Here is a 23,297-nt window from a genome sequence, read left to right on the forward strand (position 1 = left end):
TGCAATTCTGATGGCAACTCAAACTCGTACTCGTATCTGTAAAGACTGGCTGTGCAGGACGCTTCCGTTCATTCAATGGAAGCATCTGGTAGACAAACAATCCTCCCGTGCCGATCTGATCGCCGGCCTGACCGGGGCGATGATCGTTTTGCCGCAAGGCGTCGCGTTCGCCACCATCGCCGGTATGCCGCCGGAGTACGGTTTGTATGCTGCCATGGTGCCGGCCATCATCGCCGCCCTGTTCGGTTCGAGCTGGCATCTGGTGTCGGGTCCGACCACGGCCATTTCCATCGCGGTGTTCGCGGCCATGAGCCCGCTGGCCGATCCGGGTTCGCCCGAGTTCATCAGCATGGTGCTGACGCTGACCTTTCTGGTCGGCTTGTTCCAGTTGATCCTCGGCTTGGCGCGCATGGGCGTGCTGGTCAACTTCATCTCGCATACCGTGGTGATCGGCTTCACAGCCGGTGCGGCGGTGCTGATCGCGGCCAGCCAGGTGAAACATTTCTTCGGTATCGCCATCGAGCGCGGAGCGCATTTCCATGTGGTGATCGAGCAACTGGTCCTGCAGCTCGGCGACATCAATCTGTACGTCACGCTGGTCGGTGCGGTGACGCTCGCTGCCGGGATATTGGCGAAGCGGCTCATCCCCAAGATGCCTTACATGATCGTGGCCATGGTGGTTGGCAGTGTGGTGGCCTGGCTGGTCAATCTGGAAGTCGGCGTGGCGACTACCCACATCACCACGGTGGGGGCACTGCCTTCGCACCTGCCGCCGCTGTCGTTGCCCGACTTCTCCTACGACACGATACGCAAGGTGCTGTTCCCGGCGCTGGTGGTGACCATGCTGGCGCTGACTGAGGCGGTCTCCATCTCGCGCGCCATCGCGGTGAAGTCGGAGCAGCGCATTGACGGCAATCAGGAATTCATCGGCCAAGGCCTGTCCAATCTGGTCGGCAGCTTCTTTTCCAGCTACGCCTCCTGTGGTTCGTTCAACCGTAGCGGCGTGAACTACGCAGCCGGTGCGCGCACGCCGCTGGCGACGGTTTATGCCTCGATCTTCCTGCTGCTGATTTTGTTGCTGGTCGCGCCGCTGGCCGCCTATCTGCCCACTGCGGCGATGGCGGGTATCTTGTTCTTGGTGGCATGGGGATTGATCGATTTCCACCATATCTCCAGCATCATGAAGACCAGCCGGGGAGAGACCGTCATCCTGTGGGTGACGCTGGTCGGTACCTTGATCGATCTTGAGAAAGGTATCTTCTTCGGTATCCTGCTCTCGCTGGCGATCTATCTGTATCGCGTCTCAAAGCCCGGTATGCGAGCTGTTGTTCCTGCGAAGGAAGAGGGGGCCTACCACTTCGTCGGTGCGGAGGATCATCCGCAATGTCCGCAACTGTCCATCATGCGTATCAACGGCGCATTGTTCTTCGGCGCGGTCGACAATGTGCGCGACCGCCTGCACCAGATCGACGAGGAGAATCCGCAGAAAAAATCGGTGCTGCTCACTGTGCGCGGGCTGACCTTCGTGGACGTGGCCGGAGCCGAGATGCTGGCCCAAGAGGCGCGCCGCCGCAAGAAGTTGGGCGGCAGGATTTACTTCTATTCATGCAAAGAAGCGACGAAGGATTTTCTGAGAAAATCCGGGGCGATGAAAGACATTGGCGAAGAGAACTTCTTCCCGGTGATGTCGAACTGGGTCGGGAAAATCTATCCAGATCTGGATCCGCAGATCTGTCGCAATTGCACAGCGCGCATCTTCTCCGAGTGTCATATCAGATTGCCGAACGGTGAGCCGAGGACGAACTAGGGTGTAGTTTATGAGGGGGGGCAGATGAACAGCAAAGCCAGCCATACCAGAACCATCGTTGCGGCCTTCATCTTTCTTGCAGTCGGTGTGGCATCCTTCCTGTTCGCGCCCAGCCGCGAGATCGCCGTCGTTCTGAATCTGCTGCTGCTGACGGTGTTTCTGTTCGCCTTCGAGGTGGTCGGCGTGGATGTGGCGGCGATCACCATCATGGTGCTGCTCGGTCTGATCAGCCATTTCAGCGATGTGATCGGGCTGCCGCAGCCGCTGGTGGCGGGACGTGAGCTGTTTCGCGGGTTCTCGGGCAATGCGGTGATCTCCATCATCGCCGTGATGATTGTCGGCGCCGGGTTGGACAAGACCGGTTTGATGAACAAGGTCGCCGGATTCATCCTGCGCGTGGCAGGCAAGACCGAGGCACGTGTCATTCCTGCAGTCTCCAGTACCGTGGGTTTCATCTCCAGCTTTATGCAGAACGTCGGCGCTGCGGCCCTGTTCCTGCCGGTGGTTGGCCGCGTCTCGGCGCGCACCGGCCTGCCCATGTCGCGCCTACTGATGCCCATGGGTTTCTGCGCTATCCTCGGCGGCACCATCACCATGGTCGGCTCCAGTCCGCTGATCCTGCTCAATGACCTGATACTTGCCTCCAACAAGGGTTTGGCGCCCGAAGAACAGATGCAGACCTGGTCGTTGTTCTCGGTCACGCCGGTCGGCTTGGCGTTGCTGGCTTCCGGTATCGCCTACTTTGTGCTGGCGGGGCGCTTTGTGTTGCCGGGTGGGGACAAGTCGGGCGTGACCAGCGGCGCCAACGCGATGGATTACTTCCGCAATCTGTACGGCTTGGACTATGCGGCGTTCGAGGTGGTGGTGCCCGCGGGCAGTCCGCTGGTCGGTCGCGTCATCAACGATATCGAGCAGCCTAACCGCTTGCGCGTGATCGCCATCATGCGCAGCACGGATGATCTACGCATCGGACCGGCGCGCGACATCGAGATCGTGGCGGGAAGCGTACTCGGTATCCTCGGGTCACCGGATCGCTTGCGCGAGTTCGCTGCAGCCAATGCTCTGCAACTGCGCGAGGAACTGGAGACCTTCGCCGAACAATTGTCGGCGGCGAAATCCGGTATCGCAGAGCTGGTCATCCCGCCCCGTTCCGAACTGATCGGCAAGAGCGCGCGCGATCTGTGGTTGCGCAAGAAATATGGCGTATCGCTGATGGCACTGCATCGCGGCGGCAAGACGCTGCGCGAGGGAGACGGGGTGCGCGATATCCCGTTCCAGTCCGGTGACGCACTGGTGGTACATACCGGCTGGGAGACGCTGGCCCATCTGCTGAAGGACAGGAACTTCGTGGTCATCACTACCGAGTTCCCGCGCGAGGAGCTGCGCCCGCACAAGGTGAAGGCAGCGTTGGGTAGTTTCCTGCTGGCACTGGTGCTGATCCTGTTCACCAATATCACGCTCTCCATCGCGCTGATGACGGGCGCCCTCGGTATGATCCTGCTGCGCGTGCTCAGTATCGACGAAGCGTATCGGGCGGTGAGCTGGAAGTCGGTGTTCCTGCTGGCCAGTCTGATCCCGCTCGGCCTCGCGGTGGAGACCAGCGGCACGGCCAGATGGATCGCCGAGCAGACGTTGTCCGTGCTGGGTGGTACACCGATCTGGGTGATCCAGTTGGCGATCGTCATCCTGGCCACTTTCTTCACGCTGGTGATGTCGAACGTGGGCGCGACGGTGCTGCTGGTGCCGCTGGCGGTGAACATCGCCATCGGCGCGGGGGCGGACCCTGCGGTGTTCGCGCTGACCGTGGCGCTGGCGACTTCCAATTCCTTCTTCCTGCCGACCCATCAGGTCAATGCGCTGTTGATGGGGCCGGGCGGTTATCGCGTGGTCGACTATATGCGTGCGGGCGGGGTGATGACGATACTTTTTATCGTCGTGCTGATGGTCATGTTGAACCTGATCTTCTGAGTGCCGGTTGTTCGTTAGCGAATAGCCCGAAAGGGTTATGAGTGTCGACACTTGCTAGTTATGGACGCAACTTGGGGGCTGGTATCAAATGGCCCCTACTATCAGTAGTCCTTTTACGATAACAGGGGGCTGGATGCATAGTCGTGAAGGTGTGGATGGCGGGCGTCGTCAGGTGCTCAAGACCGGTGGTGTGCTGGGATTGTTCGCCATGCTCGGTTTGTTGCCTGCTGCTGCGCTTGCAGGGATCGATCGCAAAGCTTTTGAAGCCAAGGCGCTGAATGAGGCGCTTGATGCGCTGGGCGCCTTGATCGCCGAAGAAAGCACCCTCATCACGCTGACCGCACCCGATGTCGCCGAGAACGGCGCGCTGGTGCCGGTGACCGTCGAAAGCGCGCTGGCCGATGTCGAACAGATCTCCATTCTGGCCGACCGCAATCCCACCATGCTGGTCGCGCAATACACCTTGCCCAAGGGCACTGATGCTTATCTCTCTACCCGTATCCGCATGGCCGAGACGTCGAATGTGATCGTGCTGGTCAAGGCGGGCGGGCGTTTCTATCGCGCATCCAAGCAAGTCAAAGTCACGGCGGGGGGATGCTGATGTCCACACCTTCCAAGATACGCGCATCGCTCAAGGATGGCGCTTACGTCGAGGTCAGGATGCTGATGTACCACGATATGGAGAACGGCCGTCGCAAGGACGAAGCCGGCAATCTCGTGCCTGCCTGGCATATCACTGAATTCAATGTGCAGCATCAGGGGCGAACCGTGCTGGAAGGGCAGTTCGGTACCTCAGTGTCCAAGAATCCGTATCTGGTGTTCCGCTTCCGGGGCGCGAACAAGGGGGACGTGCTGTCCCTTTCATGGCAAGACAATCGGGGTGATAGTCGCGTGGATGACGCAATCATCGATTGACCAGTGCAGGGGCCGCCGCCGGGCGGAAAAAGCAGCAAACGTCGTTCAATTCAACTCAGGGGAGGTTTGATTATGATTTCGTTTCGAATGCTATTGATCTTCATCGGACTGGGCTTGTGCTCTGTCGCACAGGCGGCAGGGGTCGATAAACACGCGCGCAACATGGCCGCATCCTGTTCTGCCTGCCACGGCACCGACGGCTACAGTGAGGGCGGCATGCCGGTGATCGCGGGGATGGATAAAAAGCTGTTCGTCATCACGATGAAGGACTTCAAGTCCGGCGCGCGTCCGGCCACTGTCATGCACCAGCATGCCAAGGGTTACTCCGACGAGCAGATCGAGATGCTCGCGAAATTCTTCGCTGCGCAGAAGCGCAAGTGATTCCCGTGCCAACCTGAACAACAGAGGGAGAACAATATGTCATTCAGTCGTCGTGATTTTCTGAAGGCCGGTGTCGCCGGTATCGCAATCGGATCGTTCCCGGGCCTGGCATTCGCATCCAGCGAACTGGTTAAAAAGAAGGGCCAGCGTGTAGTGGTGGTGGGAGGCGGCTTCGGCGGCGCGACCGCAGCCAAGTACCTCCGCAAATGGAGCAAGAACAAGATCGAGGTGGTGCTGATTGAGCGCAATACGAACTTTATCTCTTGTCCGATGAGTAACACCGTGCTGGGTGGTACCCGTACGATCGATGACCTGACCATGAGCTATGGCACGCTGCAGAAGAAATATGGTGTCAAGCTGATCAAGGGTGAGGTCACCGCTATCGATCCTGACAAGAAGATGGTCATGCTGGCAGACGGGCATTTGAGTTACGACCGCCTGATCGTATCGCCCGGCGTCGATTTCATGTTCGACAAGGTAGAGGGACTGGATGCCAAGGTGGCGAACGAGAGCATCCCGCATGCCTGGAAAGCCGGTGCGCAGACCGTCCTCTTGCGCAAGCAATTGGAGCAGATGGCGGACGGCGGCGTATTCGCGCTCGCCATTCCGAAAGGGCCGTATCGTTGCCCGCCCGGACCTTACGAGCGTGCCTGCCAGGTGGCGAGCTACCTTAAAGAGCACAAGCCGAAGTCCAAGGTGCTGGTGCTGGATGCCAATCCGGACATCGTCTCCAAGAAGGGCTTGTTCATGGCAGCCTGGAACGAGTTGTACCCGGGCATGGTGGAATACCGTCCGAACTCGATGGTGATGGGGGTCGATGTGGCCAGCAAGACGGCTAAGACCGAATTCGATGATGTGAAGGCGGACGTACTGAACGTCATCCCGCCGATGCGTTCGGGTGTGGTGGCGGATATGGCCGGTCTGGCCAATATCGATGCGCGCTGGTGCGGTGTGGATTTCCTGAGCTACGAATCCAAGGTGCACAAGAACATCCACGTCATCGGCGATGCGGTGTCTGCCGCGCTGCCCAAGTCCGGCCATATGGCGACCTCGCAGGCCAAGATCTGCGCGGCGGCAGTGATCGAGATGATGAGCGGCAAGCAGCCCGATCAGGCGCCCGTCATCGCTAACACCTGCTACAGCATGGTCAGCGGCAACGAGGCGATGCATGTGGCCAATGTGTATCACTTCAATGCCGAGAAGATGGCGATGGTGTCGGCGGAGGGTGGTGGCGTGTCGGCCAAGCGTTCCGAACTGGAAGGTGCGTTCGCTGGTTACTGGCTGAAGAACATTCTTAACGACGTATTGCTCTGAGATGTTCCGCTACGCCCCCGCTGCGACGGCTTGCCGCGCGTGGCGGGGGCGTTTCTTTTTGCACCTCGAGGGTGTGTCCCAACCGTAACTCCTATGGGTTACCTTTTTCACCCGTCGTGGCTATGGACGTCCATGCAAGTAATATCCCTATAATACAAGTCAGGTTTTGTGCGGTGACGCACTTTTTTCGTAAACAATAAGTAGGAGAGAAACAATGAATTTCGATAAAGAGCTGAACGCACGTGGCCTGTCCTGTCCTTTGCCTATCGTCAAGACTAAAAAGTCATTGGCTGACATGACTCCCGGTCAGATCCTCAAAGTCATTTCGACCGACACCGGTTCCGTCAAAGACATGGCGGCGTTCGCTGAGCAGACCGGCAATGCGCTGGTGGCGCAGGAAGAAGTTGGCGGCGAATTCGTCTTCTACATGAAAAAGGGCTAAGGCTCTTTTTAATTAAATACTAGGGAGTACGAAAATGGCAAAAAAAATGGCGATCATCGCCACCAAAGGCACGCTGGATATGGCGTATCCGCCGTTCATTCTGGCATCTACCGCTGCGGCGCTCGGTTATGACGTGCAGGTGTTCTTCACATTCTATGGTCTGCAATTGCTGCGCAAGGATCTGTCCGACGTGAAGATCAGCCCATTGGCGAATCCGGCCATGCCGATGCCGATCCCGATGCCGGTGATGGTGCAGATGCTGCCAGGCATGGAAAGCATGGCCACCATGATGATGAAGCAGAAGCTGGCCAAGCATGGTGTCGCATCTCTGGAAGAGTTGCGCGACCTGTGTCTGGAAGCGGACGTGAAATTCATCGCCTGCCAGATGACCGTTGACCTGTTCGAATTCGACAAGAGCGAATTCATTGACAACGTCGAATACGGCGGCGCTGCGACATTCATGAGTTTCGCCGGCGAGACCGACATCTGTCTGTTCGTTTAAGGGGATTGCAGTAGGAAATATAAGCTGTTGCTGTTCGTAGCATTTGTCGCACTTGTAAACACACCAATCAGGGAGAGAACAAATGAAATTCAGTAGATCAGCAGTCGCGGTACTGGTACTCGCAGCACTTTCATCGCAACAAGCATTTGCTACCAACGGTGCAGCCATGATGGCCGTTGGTTCACAGAACACAGCTCTGGGCGGTACCGGCGTAGCAAACTTCACGGGTGCCGATAGTGCCTTCGCCAACCCGGCGATGCTGGGAAAATCACAGGGCAAGGAAGTCACCGGCGGTATCGTGCTGTTCAAGCCGGATGTCACCAACAACGGCATGGGCGGTTCAGTTGCAAGCAGCTCTTCGAACACTAGCTATATCCCTGATGTGTCCTATTCCAATCGCATGAGCGACACTCTGACGTTCGGCGTGGCGATGGCAGGTATCGCCGGTATGGGTGTTGACTACACCGGTGCCAATGCCGCAACCCATATCAAGGCTAAGACTGCCCTCAGCATCCTGCATATCATCCCGACAATCGCTTATAACCAAGCGAACTACGGTATCGGTTTCTCGCCGGTGGTGCAGTATGGTTCACTGATGATTAGCTATAACAATGGTGCTGCCTACAATGCGGCCGAGAAAGCCGATACCAAAACGAGCATGGGCTATGCGTTGGGCGGTTACTACGATGTGAGCTCTGCAATCACATTGGCGGCTTCTTATAGCTCTGAGATCAAAGCGAAATACGGTAACCAACTGTCAGGTGCGGGCCAGGGTTTCCGTCTGTGTAGCCCTGTCGACGGTGTCAATTGCTTTGGGGCGCCATTCGGTGATGACTTGAATCAGCCTGCACAGATCAAGTTCGGTGTGGCCATGGCTATGAGTGATGCCGTCAAGCTGACAGCAGACTATAAGTCTATCCAGTACGGCAGTGCTGGCGGCTGGAAGGATTTCAATTGGAAGAACCAAGCAGTCATTTCTGTAGGTGCTAAGTATTCGACCAGTAGCTACTGGATCGGGGCGGGCTATAACCACGCTGACAATCCTATCGCCGCACTGGGTGATACCTCGTACCGCAATGCCGTGGTGGATTTCTTTAACAATATGATGTTCCCGGGTATCGTGAAGAGTTCCTACACCTTCGGTGGCGGTTACACGCTGTCCAAGGAGATGGATATCGAAGCCTCGGCCGTCATCACGCCCAAGGTTAATACTTCGGTGAATGTGACGAATATCAACCCCGCTTTGCCGGCGAATGCTACTTCTCATGCCCAGAGCTCCTACTCGGTGTCTCTGCGTTACAAGTTCTAACTGCTTAGTAGCTTTGTATCAAGTGACGGCACCCCATCCGGGGTGCCGTTTTTTATTGCAGTAGAGAGGCTCGTTGCATGTGCTAGAATGCGCCCCCTTTGAATTCCATTCAGGTAGTAAATCATGTCCCGCGCGCTCCGCAATATCGCCATCATCGCCCACGTTGACCACGGTAAGACCACTCTCGTCGACCAACTTCTGAAGCAGTCCGGCACGTTCCGCGACAACCAGAAGGTGGATGAACGCGTGATGGACAGCAACGACCTGGAAAAGGAACGCGGCATCACCATCCTGGCCAAGAACACCGCCATCAAATACGGCGAATACCACATCAACATCGTCGACACACCGGGACACGCCGACTTCGGCGGCGAGGTGGAGCGCGTGCTGGGCATGGTGAACGGCGTTGTGCTGCTGGTGGATGCTGTTGAAGGCCCGATGCCGCAGACCCGCTTCGTGACCAAGAAAGCACTGGCGCTGGGTCTGAAGCCTATCGTTGTGATCAACAAGGTGGACCGTCCGGGGGCTCGCGTTGATTGGGTGCTGGACCAGACCTTCGATCTGTTCGACAAGCTGGGTGCGTCCGAAGAGCAACTCGACTTCCCCGTGATCTACGCTTCCGGCCTGAACGGTTGGGCGTGCATGGACATCAACGATGCACCTTCCAAGGGTGGTTCCGCTTCCGACATGAAGGCGCTGTTCGATCTCGTGATCAAGCACGTGCCTACGCCTCCGGGCAACCCCGATGCGCCTTTGCAATTCCAGATCGCGGCGCTGGACTACTCTACGTTCACCGGACGCCTTGGCGTTGGTCGCGTGCTGAACGGTCGTATCAAGCCGGGTCAGCAAGTGGTGGTGATGAATCACGAAGAGCAGGTCGGCAGCGGCCGTATCAATCAGGTGTTGGGTTTCCAGGGTCTGGATCGCGTGCCGGTGGATAGCGCCGAGGCTGGTGACATCATCATCATCTCCGGTCTGGACGAGATCGGTATCGGCGTCACGGTCTGTGACAAGGAAAATCCGGTCGGTCTGCCGGTGATGGGCGTGGATGAGCCGACGCTGAACATGGACTTCATGGTGAACACATCGCCATTGGCCGGTCAGGAAGGCAAGTTCGTGACTTCCCGTCAGATCCGCGATCGCTTGACCAAAGAGTTGTTGACCAACGTCGCATTGCGCGTGGAAGACACTGAAGACGCAGACGTGTTCCGCGTCTCGGGTCGCGGCGAATTGCATCTCACCATTCTGCTGGAGAACATGCGCCGCGAAGGTTTTGAGATGGCAGTGGCCAAGCCGCGCGTGGTCTACAAGGAGATCAACGGTGAGAAGTGTGAGCCGTACGAGAACCTGACTATCGACCTGGAAGATGCGCACCAAGGCGGCATCATGGAAGAGATCGGTCGCCGTCGTGGTGAGCTGACTAACATGGAATCCGACGGCCAAGGCCGTACCCGTCTGGAATACCACATCCCAGCTCGCGGCCTGATCGGTTTCCAATCCGACTTCATGACCATGACGCGCGGCTCGGGCCTGATGAGCCATGTCTTCGACGACTACGGTCCGGTCAAGGCTGACCTGCCGGGACGTCACAACGGTGTGCTGATCTCGGCCGAGGACGGCGAAGCGGTTGCCTATGCACTGTGGAAACTGGAAGACCGCGGCCGTATGTTCGTTGTGCCGGGCGACAAGCTGTATGAAGGCATGGTCATCGGTATCCACAGCCGCGACAACGATCTGATCGTGAACCCGATCAAGGGCAAGCAGCTCACCAACGTGCGTGCATCCGGTACGGATGAAGCCGTGCGTTTGACGACGGCTTTGAAGATGACGCTGGAATCGGCTGTCGAATTCATCGACGATGACGAACTGGTCGAACTGACACCCAAGTCCATCCGCATCCGCAAGCGTTACCTGAAAGAGCACGAGCGCAAGCGTTCGACCAAGGCATCTTCGTAACATCGCAAGGGCCGGGGTATTCCCGGCCAGCAGAAAACAAGGGACGCTTCGGCGTCCCTTTTTTTCAACGGCCTGTGCGAATCTATGTTCGCCGGGGCGTGATCCGGCTGTCAGCCGTGATCTCACGCCGATACAGCTATCGTTTATACTGCCGACTTCAATTTCCCCTCCCTGACCATGCTGGAAATACTGTCTGTGATCGCTGTTGTCGTACTGCTCGCCGTGCTGGCACTGCAGTTCAAACAGCCTGCCCGCATCGCACGGATGCTGGAGCAGCAGCACCGTGCCATGCTCACCGACCTTAACGACGGTTTGAACAAACAGGGTGACCGCCTGATCGCTGCGCAGGCTGCTGAGTCTGAAAGGCTGCGCACGGCTGTGGGCGAAGAGTTGCGCGCCACACGTGATGCCATAGCCGCGCTGCGCACTGAGATGTTGGCCCAGATGCTGGAAAAACTGGCAGAGCAGGGGCGGGCCGACCAGAAGCTGATTCAGGATTCGTTCAACAACGCTTCGCAGCACTTGCGCAACAGCATTGAGACCCTGAGCAAGACGGTGGACGGGCGTCTGGAACAGATTGGTGGCAAGGTCAACGAACGGCTGGACGAGGGCTTCAAGAAGACCAACGAGACTTTTGTCAGCGTGATGGCGCGGCTGGCAACCATAGACGAAGCGCAGAAGAAGATCGACGGGCTCACCACCAACGTCGTCAGTCTGCAGGAGCTGCTGGGCGATAAACGTTCGCGCGGTGCCTTTGGCGAGGTGCAGCTGGAAGGGCTGGTGCGCAACATCATGCCGTCCAATGCCTATGAGATGCAGTACACCCTGCCCAACGGCACACGAGCCGACTGCGTGCTCAAACTGCCGGAACCGACCGGCATGGTGGCGGTGGATTCCAAGTTCCCGCTGGAGAACTATCGTCGCATGCTGGATGGCGAAACAGGCGCGGAGAAACAGTTCAAGGCCGATCTGAAGAAGCACGTCGACGACATCGCCGGCAAATACATCATCCCCGATGTGACCTCGGACGGGGCGGTGATGTTTATCCCGGCCGAAGCGGTGTTCGCCGAGATCCATGCGCACCATCCCGACCTGATCGAATACGCCATGCAGAAGCGGGTCTGGGTGGTTTCGCCTACCACTTTGATGGCGGTGCTCAATACCGCACGTGCAGTGATGAAGGATGTGGAGACGCGCAAGCAGGTGCACATCATCAAGGATGAGCTGGGTAAGCTGGGCAAGGAGTTTGGTCGTTTTGACGAGCGCATGAAAAAACTGGCCGACCATATCCGCCAGGCACATGAAGATGCCCAGCAGGTGCGCACTACCAGCGAGAAGATATCGAAACGCTTCATCAGCATCGAGCAGGTGGAGCTTGATCATGCAAGCGGGATTGCCGAAATACCATATTCGCAGGAGTGATATGCGGTTAAAACAACAACCTCATTTATCGCTCACTCATGCTGTACGTTAGAATGCTGGAAGAACATGGTTTCATTCAACATAACCGATCAATCGTACAGAACAGGAGCCACACATGAAGAGAATCAGTCTGAGCATTTTGCTTGTCAGCATTGCCGTGAATTCCAATGCCAGTGAATTCGAGGGGGGGTATATCGGGGCGAATCTGGGTTCCAACACGGCCGCTGCTACCGCACTGTCCGACAAGAAAAGCACCTATCTCGGACTGAAGGCCGGATACAACTGGGACTGGAACAATTTTGTGGTGGGGGCTGAAGGCTTCGTGGATGCACATCAGGATTCCTACACGAGTTCGGACGCTGGTGTGGATGCACGCCTCGGACTGCCTATGGATCGTTGGATGCCTTACGCGAAACTGGGGCTGGCTGCGACGACACCGGGTGCCCGCTTGCATGGCGGTGTGGGGGTGGAATACAGGCTGACGGACAGATGGTCGGTCAATGCTGAATGGACGAGAGACAGCAAAGACGACAGCGGTGTAACAAAAAAGAACAACAATATCGCTGTCGGTTTGAACATGTATTTTGGTGCAACGTCTGCCAAAGCTGAGCCTGTGGCAATGGTCGCCGCACCTGTTGATCATTCCGCAGCTGAGAAGGCAGCGGCAGACAAAGCAGCGGCAGACAAAGCAGCGGCAGACAAAGCAGCAGCAGATAAAGCAGCAGCAGATAAAGCAGCAGCAGATAAAGCTGTTCAACCTCAATACAAAACACTTTTCACTGACAGACCTGTGACGCTGGAAGGCACCAGTTTTGCCAGCGGTTCCGCCAAGTTGAACCCCGCAGCAAGTGCGCAACTGGATAAAGTGGTCGAATTCGCAGCCGTAAGGAAAGAGGCGAATTTCCTGATCACCGGGTACACGGATGATCGCGGCAATGCGCAAAATAACGTCGCTCTGTCCGCTGCGCGTGCAGAGGCGGTCAAGGCATATCTGGTGGGCAAGGGCGTGGAGGCAGACCGTTTGAGCACACGTGGTTTGGGTTCTGAAAATCCGGTGGCGGACAATCAAACCTCTGAGGGACGCGCGAAGAATCGCCGTGTTGAAATTAGTTCGGTCGTAAAGGAAGCGCAGAAGGTTTTGGTGCAATAATCGTGCGCGGATAGGGCAGGCAGAAAAGGCGGGCATTCCCCGCCTTTTTGTTGTCAAATGAAAAGATTATGCTTCAGGCATTCACGGATTTTAGACGCTGAAAATTATTCGGGAGACGGTCAAAATGAAAAACTCACATACGTGGAAATTCTTCCGTGCAGGCGGCTTCGATCAGGTGCAACTGGACAACGGTGCCGACCTGCTGGCACTGAAGGAGCTAAACCAGAAACTATGGGTGGCGTTGAGCTGTCCAGTGCATGGCATCGAGTTCGACGGCCGTACGCTGGAGATGGTCGATACGGACGGTGATGGTCAGGTTCGCGCCAACGAAGTGTTGGCAGCGATCACTTGGGCGGGGGCGCTGCTGAAGGATGCTGATCTGCTGACCAAGGGGACGGACAAGTTGTTGTTGTCGGATATCGACGATAGCAGTGCGGAGGGGCGGCAGGTACTGGCGTCCGCGCGACTCATCCTGAATACACTCGGCAAGCGGGATGCCAGCCATATCTCGCTGGCAGAGATGACCGACATCAATAAATTTGTGGCCGGTCTGCAGTTCAACGGCGACGGGGTGGTCTGCGCACAGCAGGTCGATGATCCCACCGTACGCGCGACGGTGGGAGATATCGTCAAGACTGCTGGTTCTGTCGCGGATGTGAGTGGCGATACCGGCATCAATCAGGAGATCGGCGACAAGTTCTTTGCCGATGCCACGGCGTATGCCGGCTGGTTCGGCCGGGGCGAGGCAGATGCGGGAATATTGCCACTGGGCACGGGCAGCGATGCGGCGGCACAGGCTTTGCAGGCAGTCAGGGACAAGATCGACGACTATTTCATCCGTTGCCAGTTGGCGGCATACGATGAACGCGCGGCTGTGCCGTTGAGCCGTTCTGCAGAGGATTACCAGCAACTGGCCGCGAAGTGTCTGTCTGCGCAGAACGAGGAGGTGGCCGCTTTTCCGCTGGCCACCATCGCTGCAGGCAAACCGCTGGCATTGCATGCCAGTGTCAATCCCGCTTGGCAGGACAAGATAGATGCCTTGTGCAAGTGCGTGTTGCAGCCCTTGCAGGGAGAGCGGCAGAGCCTGACATTGGACGAGTGGAAATCACTTTGTGCGCGCTTCGATGCCTTTGCGGATTGGCAGAAGGCGAACCCCGCTCCGCAAGTCGGCGAGCTGGGTATCTCGCGTGTGCGGGAGATATTGTCCGCAGGACATCAGGCACGGATCGATGCGCTGATCGCACAGGACAAAGCGCTGGCCCCCGAGATCGAGGCCATCCATTCGGTGGAGCGCCTGATCCGTTATCAGCGCGACCTGTTCAAGCTGGTGAACAACTTCGTGTCTTTCCGTGAGTTCTATTCCGGCAAGGGCAAAGCTGTGTTTCAGGTCGGCACGCTGTATTTGGACGGGCGCAGTTGCGAGTTGTGCGTCAAGGTGGATGACGTGAATGCCCATGCCACGTTCGCCAACAGCAGCGGTGTTTGTCTGATCTATTGCGAACTGGTGCGAAAAGGTGGCAGTGAGAAGATGAACATCGCCGCGGCGTTCACGGCGGGTGATTCCGATTTTCTGGCAGTGGGTCGGCACGGTATCTTCTATGACCGCAAGGGGCAGGACTGGAATGCCACCATCGTGCGCATCAATGACCACCCTATCAGTATCCGCCAGGCTTTCTGGTCGCCATACAAGAAGCTCTCCAAGATGATCGTCGAGCAGTTGCAGAAGATCGCCGCTTCCAAGGCAAGCAAGGTGGAGGGTGGAATGGCCAAGGCGGTGAGTGGCGCGGCGGAATCCGCCCCCAAGCCGGCTTTTGATGTGGCCAAGTTCGCTGGTATCTTTGCCGCGATCGGGCTGGCCATCGGTGCCATCGGCGGCATCCTGGCTTCCGTGGTTGGCGGCATCCTGAGTCTGGAGTTCTGGCAGATACCGTTGGCGGTTGTCGGACTGATGCTGGCAGTCTCCCTGCCTTCGATGGCGCTGGCCTGGTTCAAACTGAAGAAACGCAATCTTGGGCCAATCCTGGATGCATGCGGCTGGGCGATCAATGCGCGTGCGTTGATCAACATCCCGTTCGGTACTTCGCTCACCGGCCTGCCCAAGTTGCCCGAGGGCGCACAGCGCGCACTGTTCGACCCTTATGCAGAGAAGAAACATGTATGGCCATATCTGCTCGTACTCTCACTGCTGATGGCTGGGTTGGTCTGGGCGTGGTACGCCGGATATTTTGAATGAGGGAACACCGTAAATGAAGATCGCCATCGCACAGATCAATTGTCTGCTGGGTGATCTGGACGGCAATGCCGCCAAGATCGCCGAGTACGCAGCACGCGCCCGGGAACAAGGCGCCGCGATCCTGCTCACCCCGGAGATGAGCTTGTGCGGTTACCCGCCGGAAGACCTGCTGCTGCGTGACGGTTTTTACCATGCTTGTCAGGAAGCCTTGGACAAGCTGGCGCAACAACTGTTCGGTATCACGGTCGTGGTCGGGCATCCGCACCAGCATGGCGGGGAATATTTCAACGCTGCTTCGGTGCTGCAAGGCGGCAAGATCGTTGCGACCTATCACAAACACGAGTTGCCCAATCACAGCGTATTCGACGAGGTACGCTATTTCTCGCCGGGTTCCTTGCCTTGCGTGTTCGAACTGGAAGGCATCAAATTCGGCATCAATATCTGCGCTGACGTATGGGAGCCGCATGCAGCAAAACGTGCCAGGGATGCGGGCGCACAAGTGTTGCTGGTGCTGAATGCTTCGCCGTATCACTACGCCAAAGTCGATTCGCGCCACGGCGTGGTGCGTGAGCGTATCAACGATATCGGGCTGCCGGTCATCTATGCCAATCTGGTCGGCGGGCAGGACGAGCTGGTGTTCGATGGCGCTTCGTTCGCGATGGACGGGGAAGGTGGTATCACGCATCAGTTCTCCTCATTCGAAGAGCGGCTGGGTTTGGTCGAACTGCAGGATGGACGACCTGTCCCGGGCGAGCAAGTGGAGGTGCTGCGCGAAGAAGCCAGCATCTATCAGGCGCTGTGTCTGGGCGTACGGGACTACATCACCAAGAATCGTTTCCCCGGCGTGTTGCTGGGTCTGTCCGGCGGTATCGATTCCGCGCTGACGCTGGCGGTGGCGGTGGATGCGCTGGGTGCGGACAAGGTGCGCGCGGTGATGATGCCGTCGCCCTACACGGCGCAGATCAGCATCGATGATTCGCGCGAGATGGTGCAACTGCTCGGTGTGCCATATGAAGAGCTTGATATCGTGCCGACCTTCGATGCCTTGCAGGACACTTTGGCACCGCTGTTCAAGGGGCTGCCGGTGGATACCACCGAAGAGAATCTGCAGGCACGCATCCGTGGCACGTTGCTGATGGCGCTGTCCAACAAGACAGGCTCGCTTGTGTTGACCACCGGCAACAAGTCCGAGATGACCGTAGGCTACGCCACACTTTATGGCGATATGGCGGGCGGCTTCGCGGTGCTCAAGGATGTGAGCAAGACCTGGGTTTATCGCTTGTCAAAATGGCGGAATGCGCAAAGTCGCACCATCCCCGAGCGCATCATCACGCGTCCGCCGAGTGCGGAGTTGAGGCCCGACCAGACCGATCAGGACAGTCTGCCGCCCTACGATGTGCTGGACGCCATCATGGCCTGTTATGTGGAACGCAACATGTCCATCGCGGCGATCGTGGCGCTAGGTTATGCCGAGGAAGATGTGCGCCGTGTGGTCAAGTTGATACGCATCGCGGAATACAAACGACGTCAGGCACCGGTCGGAATACGCATCACCGACCGCAGCTTCGGCAAGGATTGGCGCTATCCCATCACCGTGCGTTATCAGGACGACTACTGATCCGGCGCAGTGCTCTGGCAGCAAGCAGGTGCAAGGGAAGCAGCAGTGCCAACGCGATGCCCAGCCCTTGGTGCAGTTGGCTGATGGTTTCGCGCCAATCTTCATGTGGCGGGTAATACAGGCACAGCCCGCTGACAGCCAGTAGCGCCAGCACCGCAGTGAGTAGCAAGCCGTTCCCGCGATTGCGATGCGCCCGCCAATTCCCTTGTTGATGCAGGCTGGATAATCTGCCAGCCATCCACACGAGAACGTAAGCAGTGATGCCGTGCAGGACCAGCATGCGGTGACGCAGCGTGTGCAGCGGATCGGTATAGTCCTGCACATCCACCAGCCAGCCCAACACCATCCACGCAAAGCCACTCGCAATCACGATCAGGCTGCAAATCAATACCGTATTGCGCGCGAATGGACTCAAACGTACGCCCCAAGTGTTCATGGATGTTCTCCCGTCATGGCCTGCTGATGCAGCAGCAGTGCGAGTCGCGTCAGCTTCTGTAATGCACGGACGGACAAGGTAGCCCCGGATATGCCGTCGATGTGACGATCCAGCTTCATTCCATCATCAAGCCGGGCGCCAGCGAACTGCGCCGTGAAGGCGGGGTGCTTTACCTCCCAGCCGCGACTTTCGCGGTAGATCAGCACGCTCACCTTTTCGACCTTGTCGTGGGCTATCACGATGCCGACCGTGATCGGTCTTTCCTTGCCGATCTCATCCAGTACCCAGGCAGTGCGGTCGCCGCTGCGCCAGTATCTCACCCGTGCCAGTGGGTAGTCGTGATGCAGGATGTCACGCACGCTAGCGCGCAACTCACCGGTGAGCCAGATGTCTCGCGCTTCTGGCGATTCCTGGAAGGCACTATTGAGGAAGGTCTCGATCTCGGGTTCACCAGAGTAAGCCGGAAGCGAGAAAAAGAGCAGGATGAACAGGCTTAACCAAGCCATATCAGAACTGGTAACCCAGGCCGAGGTTGATTCCATCGTATTCACTCTGTCCGGAAGGGGCGCGTTGATTCTGGTAGTCCACTTTTACGACCACATCAGGGTGCGGCCAGAAGTTCATACCCAGATCGGTTTGTTGGAAACGGCTGTGGCTGCTATCGCCAGCGCGATTGTCCCAACTGCTGCAGCGCGCGAAGATGCCCCAGCGTTCGGAAAGGCGCCATGATGGTTCCGCGTACCAGCCGTTCTGTCTGTCTGCACCAAGCGCTGCCGGGCCGCTGCCTGCAAGCTTCCAACCTGCGTATAGCAGGCGCAAGCCGAATGCGCCGCGCGTGACCACTGCGTGGGTCTCATACAGGGTCGCTGCACCGGCTGTGGCGTCGAGGCTCTGCGTGATATCCGATTGGTGGTGCAGCGTGGCGGCCAGTTCCAGTCCGGGCATGCCGGTCCATTTCAAACGGCTTGTATAGGCTGCATCGACCGCCAAAGCTTTCGACGCATTCTGACGCCCGGCGCGTACCGCGTAGTTAGAGGAGGCGCTTGTGGATAGACCGCTGGTGAGGGCCGCTTCGATGGTGAATCCGTTCTGTGTGCGTTTGGACAGCATGACGCCGCCTTCACTCCAGGTGGTGGGAATGATGTTCGTCTCTACCGGATTTCGCTCCACACCGTAGAAAGTCGGTGGCTCATGCGTCTCACTGATGATGCCGACCGGCATGAGCATCATGCCTGCCTTGAGGTTCGTCGCTTCATTCAGCGTGTATTCGATGTAAGCCTGCTCCAGTACCACGACCCCTGAGCTTCCCGTATCGCTGTGTTCGACCTCCAGTTCGGAGATGAATCGTGTCTGGTTATCGAATTCATGCGACATGAACAGCACGAAACGGTGGATATCCAGTTCGTCCTTGTCGTTGCCGTTGCGATTGTTGAGTTTGTTCAGGTGTAGCTCGCCATAACTGCCGAAGTTGGTGCGCTGATATTCTTGGTTCGATGCAGTTTGCGTATTGCCATACATTGTCTCAAGTTGCGCTTCCAGTCTTTCGATCCGCTGTTCAAGTGCGGTATCTGCTGCGCTTGCCCCTAGCGGGAGCAACAATGCTAGGGCGGTGATGTGGCGTTGGATCATGATGTTCATAAACGCTCCTGATGAGTAGTTAGGAATCTGTTTTGCAATGCTCAAACGATAATGATTCTCAATATAGATGATAATGATTATCATGTGCAAGCGATATTTGCTAGACTGGGGCAAGACCGAATCGGGATATCCGGACTTATCAAGGAGGGAATATGGATAGCGAAGAGTTGCGTAATGCAGGCTTGAAGGTGACGATACCCCGTCTCAAGATATTGTCCTTGCTGGAGAATTCAGCAGAGCGGCACATGACGGCCGAGACTGTCTACCGTCTGCTGGCGGAAGGCGGCGAAGTGATCGGACTGGCAACGGTGTACCGGGCGCTGGCCCAGTTCGAGGCGGCCGGACTCATCACGCGTCATCACTTCGACAGTGGCCAGACGGTGTACGAACTGGAACGCGGCCCCCATCACGACCACATCGTGTGCATACGTTGCGGGCGGGTGGAAGAGTTCTATGACAAGGTCATCGAAGAACGCCAACGCGAGATTGCAGCCTCACTGGGTTTCACACTGAGCGATCATGCGCTGACCCTGTACGGCGAGTGCAACAGCCCGGATTGTCCGGGACACCAAGGTTAAGGCGTATTCGAGCCATGCCTGTTGGGCTATACTTGAACAAGTCATCACATAACCGTTGAATCAGCCCAAGGGAGCCAGAAATGAAGAAGATCGAAGCCATCATCAAGCCATTCAAACTCGACGAAGTGCGCGAAGCTCTTAATGAACTTGGCGTCAGCGGTCTGACCGTGACGGAAGTGAAAGGCTTTGGACGTCAAAAAGGGCATACCGAGTTGTATCGCGGTGCCGAGTATGTGGTTGATTTTCTGCCCAAGATCAAGGTTGAGATCGTGGTCACGGCAGCCATGCTGGAAACAGCAGTGGATGCCATCGTCAAGGCGGCGCACACCGGCAAGATCGGTGATGGCAAGATTTTCGTGACCTCAGTCGAACAAGTCATCCGTATCCGTACCGGCGAGACAAACGAGTCGGCTATCTGATCGTCCGGGCGGGGGCCTTGCGGACGTGAGCTGATGACGATGATCAGAAACTGGTGGTATGGCTTGAGCATGCGGCTCAAGCTCTCCCTGCTGATCCAGGTAGGGCTGCTCATCATCCTCGTTTTCACCCAACGCTGGCTGATGGCCAGCTTCGAAGCCAAGATCCTGCAGTCTGCTCAGGTGCGAGCCGAGGAGACGGCCGACGGCATCATCAACGGCATGAACATGCTGATGCTGACCGGCCAGATATCCGATCCGGCGAACCGTATGCTGTTCATCGACAAGATGAGCCAGTCGCGCGGCATACGCGAATTGCGCATCATCCGTTCCGAATTGGTAGACCGTCAGTTCGGTCCCGGACTGCCCGAGGAGCGGGTGCGGGACGAGATCGACCGGCGCGTGTTGCAGACTGGGAAACCCTATTTTGAGCGTCGCGATGCCGAGAAGCAGTCATTGCGCGCAGTTTTTCCCTTCATCGCCAGTCACAACTTCAAAGGGACGGATTGTCTGAGCTGTCACCATGTGCCGGATGGAACGGTGAATGGTGCGGCAAGCATCGTGCTGGATCTGACCGAGGAATTCGAGCTTATCCGTTCGATCGATGCTTGGCTGTGGATAGGGCAGCTGTTGTTGCAGCTCGTGTTGTTCTTCATGATCGATGTGCTCATCCGTTCCTTCACCGATCCGCTGAAGAAGTTGCAGCATGTCATGTCCGCCATACAGGAGGACGGAGACCTGTCACGTCGCGTGGATATCAAATCGCGTGATGAGATCGGCAAGATGGCGAATGCCTTCAATGCGCTGGCGGACAGTCTGGAGAAGAGCGTGGAACAGGTGAAGCAGGGCCAGGAACAACTCAGGCTGGCGGCTGAAGTGTTCGTGAGCAGTGCAGAGGCCATCGTGATCACGGATGTGCACAACAACATCATGCAGGTGAACCGCGCCTTCACCCAGATCACGGGATATGCGGCCGAAGAGGTGATAGGCAAGAATCCGCGCATCCTGAAATCGGGCGAGCAGGGTCCGGAGTTCTACCAGGAGATGTGGGATACCCTGCTGTCGACCGGTGCATGGCAAGGCGAGGTGATGGATCGGCGCAAGAGTGGCGAGGTCTACCCGAAGTGGTTGTCGATCGCCGTAGTGAAGAACGAGCAGGGCGAGATCACAAATTACATCGCATTGTTCACGGACATCACCGAGCGCAGGGCTTCCTTCGAGCGGATACAGCAGTTGGCGCATTTTGATGCCCTGACCGATCTGCCCAATCGAACTTTGCTGAACCAGCACATCGAACAGTCCATGCTGACCGCCAAACGCAACCGCAACAAGATGGCTTTGCTGTTCCTCGATCTGGATGGATTCAAGGGCGTGAACGATACCTTGGGCCACCATGCGGGCGATATGCTTCTACGGGAAGTATCCATTCGCCTGAAGAGATGTGTCCGCGAGACAGATATGGTGTCGCGACTGGGAGGGGATGAATTCGTCGTCGTGATGTCTGCGATCAACAAGTCTGAAGATGCTGCGCAGGTGGCCCAAAAGATCATTGCCTCGATCTGCGAACCATTCGAGATCGAAGGCTATACGGTGAACATCGGTACCAGTATCGGTATCAGTATCTACCCGGACGATGCGGGCGAAAGCGACAGCTTGAAGAAGTTCGCCGACGCGGCGATGTACGAGGTCAAGCAGGCGGGGAAGAACCATTACCGCTTTCACGGCCAGCTGATTTAAGTAACACCCGCACCGCGCCGCTGCCGCCGGCATTCATCGGCGCATCGCAGAACGCCAGCACCAGCGGGTGCTGGATCAGCCAGTGCCGGGCCAGGCGTTTCAGCAAGCCTTCCCCTTGTTTGCTATGCCAGCCTTTGCCGTGGATCACGTTCACGCAGCGCAAGCCTTGCTGAGTCGCCTGATGCAGGAACGTTGTCAGCAGTCTTCTCGCTTCATCACTGTTCAAACCATGCAGATCGAGCTCATCCTGCACCGGCCATTCGCCGCGACGCAGTTTGCGCAGCGTCATGCGGTTCAGTCCGTTGCTCAGGTATTCAACGGGCGCAACATCGCCCGCGCCATGATCGGAGAGCGTGTCGGCGACTTCTGTTTCGGGAAGGCGGTTTTGCGGGCGCGGTTTGCGGGGAGCGGGAGAGGGGATGCGACGGTCACTGGGTTTGAGTGGCGTCACGTCGTCCAGCAGTTGCCGGAACAAGTGTTCATCCTGTTCCGGCGTATCTTTCATCAGCCCATAGCTTGCAGGTATTTGTCCGCATCCAGAGCGGCCATGCAGCCGGTCGCTGCGCTGGTGCATGCCTGACGGTAGATCTGGTCCTGCACATCGCCGGCAGCGAATACGCCGGCTATGCTGGTACCTGTTGCATTCCCTTTGTTTCCGCCCTTGGTGACGATGTAACCGTTGTCCATCTCCAGTTGTCCGGTGAATAGGTCGGTATTCGGCTTGTGGCCGATGGCGATGAATACGCCGTCCACGGTGATGTCCTGTGTGCTGCCGTCCTGCACGTTCTTCAGGCGTGCGCCGGTGACACCATTGTCGTCACCCAGCACTTCGTCCAGCACCTGATGCAGTTGCAGTGTGATCTTGCCTTCTTTCACTTTTTCCATCAGGTGGTCGATCATGATGCGTTCGGCGCGGAAGCTGTCGCGGCGGTGGATCAGCGTGACATGGCTGGCGATGTTGGCCAGATACAACGCTTCTTCCACGGCAGTGTTGCCGCCGCCGACCACAGCCACCGGTTTGTTGCGGTAGAAGAAACCGTCGCAGGTGGCGCAACCGGACACGCCCTTGCCCATGAATGCCTCTTCCGAAGGCAGGCCGAGATATTGCGCCGAGGCGCCGGTGCAGATTATCAGTGCGTCGCAGGTGTAGGTTCCCGCATCGCCGCTCAGCGTGAACGGCTTCTGTTGCAGTTGCGCGGTGTGGATATGGTCGAAGATGATCTGCGTGTTGAAACGCTCGGCATGTTGCTGGAAACGCTGCATCAATTCGGGGCCTTGCACGCCGTTCGGATCGGCCGGCCAGTTGTCCACTTCAGTGGTCGTCATCAGTTGTCCGCCCTGAGCCATGCCGGTGATCAGCACCGGGTTCAGGTTGGCGCGTGCGGCATACACGGCGGCGGTGTAACCGGCCGGGCCGGAGCCGAGGATGAGGAGCGGATGGTGTTGGGTGGTTTTTTCCATGATTTTTATGTGGG

Annotated in this window: 22 protein-coding genes; 17 read left to right on the plus strand and 5 right to left on the minus strand. The window is 57.5% G+C overall.

Going from position 1 to position 23,297, the window contains the following annotated elements; all coding sequences use genetic code 11:
• Window positions 1–10: 10 nt before the first annotated feature.
• From ACYCZ5_RS09575 to ACYCZ5_RS09640, 14 genes are all read left to right on the plus strand, one after another.
• Complete coding sequence (locus ACYCZ5_RS09575) at window positions 11–1,807, plus strand: SulP family inorganic anion transporter (protein ID WP_461544580.1); 1,797 nt, start codon at window positions 11–13, stop codon at window positions 1,805–1,807.
• Between the two features lie 24 nt (window positions 1,808–1,831).
• A complete protein-coding gene (locus tag ACYCZ5_RS09580) occupies window positions 1,832–3,775 on the plus strand; it encodes an SLC13 family permease (protein WP_461544581.1) in 1,944 nt (647 codons plus the stop codon).
• Between the two features lie 133 nt (window positions 3,776–3,908).
• Window positions 3,909–4,376, plus strand: a complete 468-nt coding sequence (soxY, locus tag ACYCZ5_RS09585) for a thiosulfate oxidation carrier protein SoxY (RefSeq protein ID WP_461544582.1) — start codon at window positions 3,909–3,911, stop codon at window positions 4,374–4,376.
• Window positions 4,376–4,690, plus strand: a complete 315-nt coding sequence (soxZ, locus tag ACYCZ5_RS09590) for a thiosulfate oxidation carrier complex protein SoxZ (protein WP_461544583.1) — start codon at window positions 4,376–4,378, stop codon at window positions 4,688–4,690. Before soxY ends, soxZ begins: the two co-directional genes overlap by 1 nt.
• A 72-nt stretch (window positions 4,691–4,762) precedes the next feature.
• Window positions 4,763–5,071 (plus strand): c-type cytochrome, encoded by a 309-nt coding sequence (locus ACYCZ5_RS09595; RefSeq protein WP_461544584.1) that lies wholly within the window; start codon window positions 4,763–4,765, stop codon window positions 5,069–5,071.
• 36 nt (window positions 5,072–5,107) lie between these two features.
• The gene (locus ACYCZ5_RS09600; protein WP_461544585.1) at window positions 5,108–6,385 is read left to right on the plus strand and encodes an FCSD flavin-binding domain-containing protein; all 1,278 of its coding nucleotides are present in this window, start codon (window positions 5,108–5,110) and stop codon (window positions 6,383–6,385) included.
• Between the two features lie 214 nt (window positions 6,386–6,599).
• On the plus strand, window positions 6,600–6,827 hold the full coding sequence (locus tag ACYCZ5_RS09605; RefSeq protein WP_461544586.1) for a sulfurtransferase TusA family protein: 228 nt from the start codon (window positions 6,600–6,602) through the stop codon (window positions 6,825–6,827).
• A gap of 34 nt (window positions 6,828–6,861) precedes the next feature.
• Entirely contained in the window at window positions 6,862–7,329 is a 468-nt protein-coding gene (gene dsrE2, locus ACYCZ5_RS09610; RefSeq protein ID WP_461544587.1) for a sulfur carrier protein DsrE2, read from the plus strand.
• A gap of 82 nt (window positions 7,330–7,411) precedes the next feature.
• Complete coding sequence (locus ACYCZ5_RS09615) at window positions 7,412–8,638, plus strand: OmpP1/FadL family transporter (RefSeq protein ID WP_461544588.1); 1,227 nt, start codon at window positions 7,412–7,414, stop codon at window positions 8,636–8,638.
• Window positions 8,639–8,761: 123 nt separating this feature from the next.
• Window positions 8,762–10,594, plus strand: a complete 1,833-nt coding sequence (gene typA / locus ACYCZ5_RS09620; RefSeq protein ID WP_461544589.1) for a translational GTPase TypA — start codon at window positions 8,762–8,764, stop codon at window positions 10,592–10,594.
• A gap of 177 nt (window positions 10,595–10,771) precedes the next feature.
• On the plus strand, window positions 10,772–12,016 hold the full coding sequence (locus ACYCZ5_RS09625) for a DNA recombination protein RmuC (protein WP_461544590.1): 1,245 nt from the start codon (window positions 10,772–10,774) through the stop codon (window positions 12,014–12,016).
• 115 nt (window positions 12,017–12,131) lie between these two features.
• On the plus strand, window positions 12,132–13,166 hold the full coding sequence (locus ACYCZ5_RS09630; protein WP_461544591.1) for an OmpA family protein: 1,035 nt from the start codon (window positions 12,132–12,134) through the stop codon (window positions 13,164–13,166).
• Window positions 13,167–13,290: 124 nt separating this feature from the next.
• Entirely contained in the window at window positions 13,291–15,399 is a 2,109-nt protein-coding gene (locus ACYCZ5_RS09635) for a hypothetical protein (RefSeq protein ID WP_461544592.1), read from the plus strand.
• 13 nt (window positions 15,400–15,412) lie between these two features.
• Window positions 15,413–17,017 (plus strand): NAD+ synthase, encoded by a 1,605-nt coding sequence (locus tag ACYCZ5_RS09640; protein ID WP_461544593.1) that lies wholly within the window; start codon window positions 15,413–15,415, stop codon window positions 17,015–17,017.
• Here ACYCZ5_RS09640 and ACYCZ5_RS09645 read toward each other — a convergent pair.
• Genes ACYCZ5_RS09645 through ACYCZ5_RS09655 form a run of 3 tightly spaced genes read right to left on the minus strand, consistent with a single transcriptional unit; the run spans window position 16,989 to window position 19,091 of the window.
• A complete protein-coding gene (locus ACYCZ5_RS09645; protein ID WP_461544594.1) occupies window positions 16,989–17,453 on the minus strand; it encodes a cytochrome b/b6 domain-containing protein in 465 nt (154 codons plus the stop codon). The genes ACYCZ5_RS09640 and ACYCZ5_RS09645 overlap by 29 nt on opposite strands.
• Window positions 17,450–17,959 (minus strand): FMN-binding protein, encoded by a 510-nt coding sequence (locus ACYCZ5_RS09650; RefSeq protein WP_461544595.1) that lies wholly within the window; start codon window positions 17,957–17,959, stop codon window positions 17,450–17,452. The genes ACYCZ5_RS09645 and ACYCZ5_RS09650 overlap by 4 nt, the downstream gene beginning before the upstream one ends.
• Window position 17,960: 1 nt before the next feature.
• Window positions 17,961–19,091, minus strand: coding sequence for a porin (locus tag ACYCZ5_RS09655; RefSeq protein ID WP_461544596.1), 1,131 nt, complete (start codon window positions 19,089–19,091; stop codon window positions 17,961–17,963).
• Between the two features lie 152 nt (window positions 19,092–19,243).
• Here ACYCZ5_RS09655 and fur point away from each other — a divergent pair, with 152 nt between their 5' ends.
• The 3 genes from fur (at window position 19,244) to ACYCZ5_RS09670 (ending at window position 21,822) form a co-directional block, all read left to right on the plus strand.
• Window positions 19,244–19,669 (plus strand): ferric iron uptake transcriptional regulator, encoded by a 426-nt coding sequence (fur, locus tag ACYCZ5_RS09660; protein ID WP_461544597.1) that lies wholly within the window; start codon window positions 19,244–19,246, stop codon window positions 19,667–19,669.
• An 80-nt stretch (window positions 19,670–19,749) separates the two neighbouring features.
• A complete protein-coding gene (locus ACYCZ5_RS09665) occupies window positions 19,750–20,088 on the plus strand; it encodes a P-II family nitrogen regulator (protein WP_461544598.1) in 339 nt (112 codons plus the stop codon).
• A gap of 33 nt (window positions 20,089–20,121) precedes the next feature.
• Window positions 20,122–21,822 carry a diguanylate cyclase domain-containing protein gene (locus ACYCZ5_RS09670; protein ID WP_461544599.1) on the plus strand — a complete coding sequence of 567 codons (1,701 nt, stop codon included), beginning with the start codon at window positions 20,122–20,124 and terminating at the stop codon, window positions 21,820–21,822.
• On the opposite strand, the gene ACYCZ5_RS09675 is transcribed toward ACYCZ5_RS09670, so the two are convergent.
• On the minus strand, window positions 21,773–22,327 hold the full coding sequence (locus tag ACYCZ5_RS09675) for a Smr/MutS family protein (protein ID WP_461544600.1): 555 nt from the start codon (window positions 22,325–22,327) through the stop codon (window positions 21,773–21,775). The two genes, ACYCZ5_RS09670 and ACYCZ5_RS09675, sit on opposite strands and share 50 nt — an antisense overlap.
• The gene (gene trxB / locus ACYCZ5_RS09680) at window positions 22,327–23,283 is read right to left on the minus strand and encodes a thioredoxin-disulfide reductase (RefSeq protein ID WP_461544601.1); all 957 of its coding nucleotides are present in this window, start codon (window positions 23,281–23,283) and stop codon (window positions 22,327–22,329) included. Before trxB ends, ACYCZ5_RS09675 begins: the two co-directional genes overlap by 1 nt.
• Between the last annotated feature and the right edge of the window lie 14 nt (window positions 23,284–23,297).

The sequence above is a fragment of the Sideroxydans sp. genome (assembly GCF_054604835.1).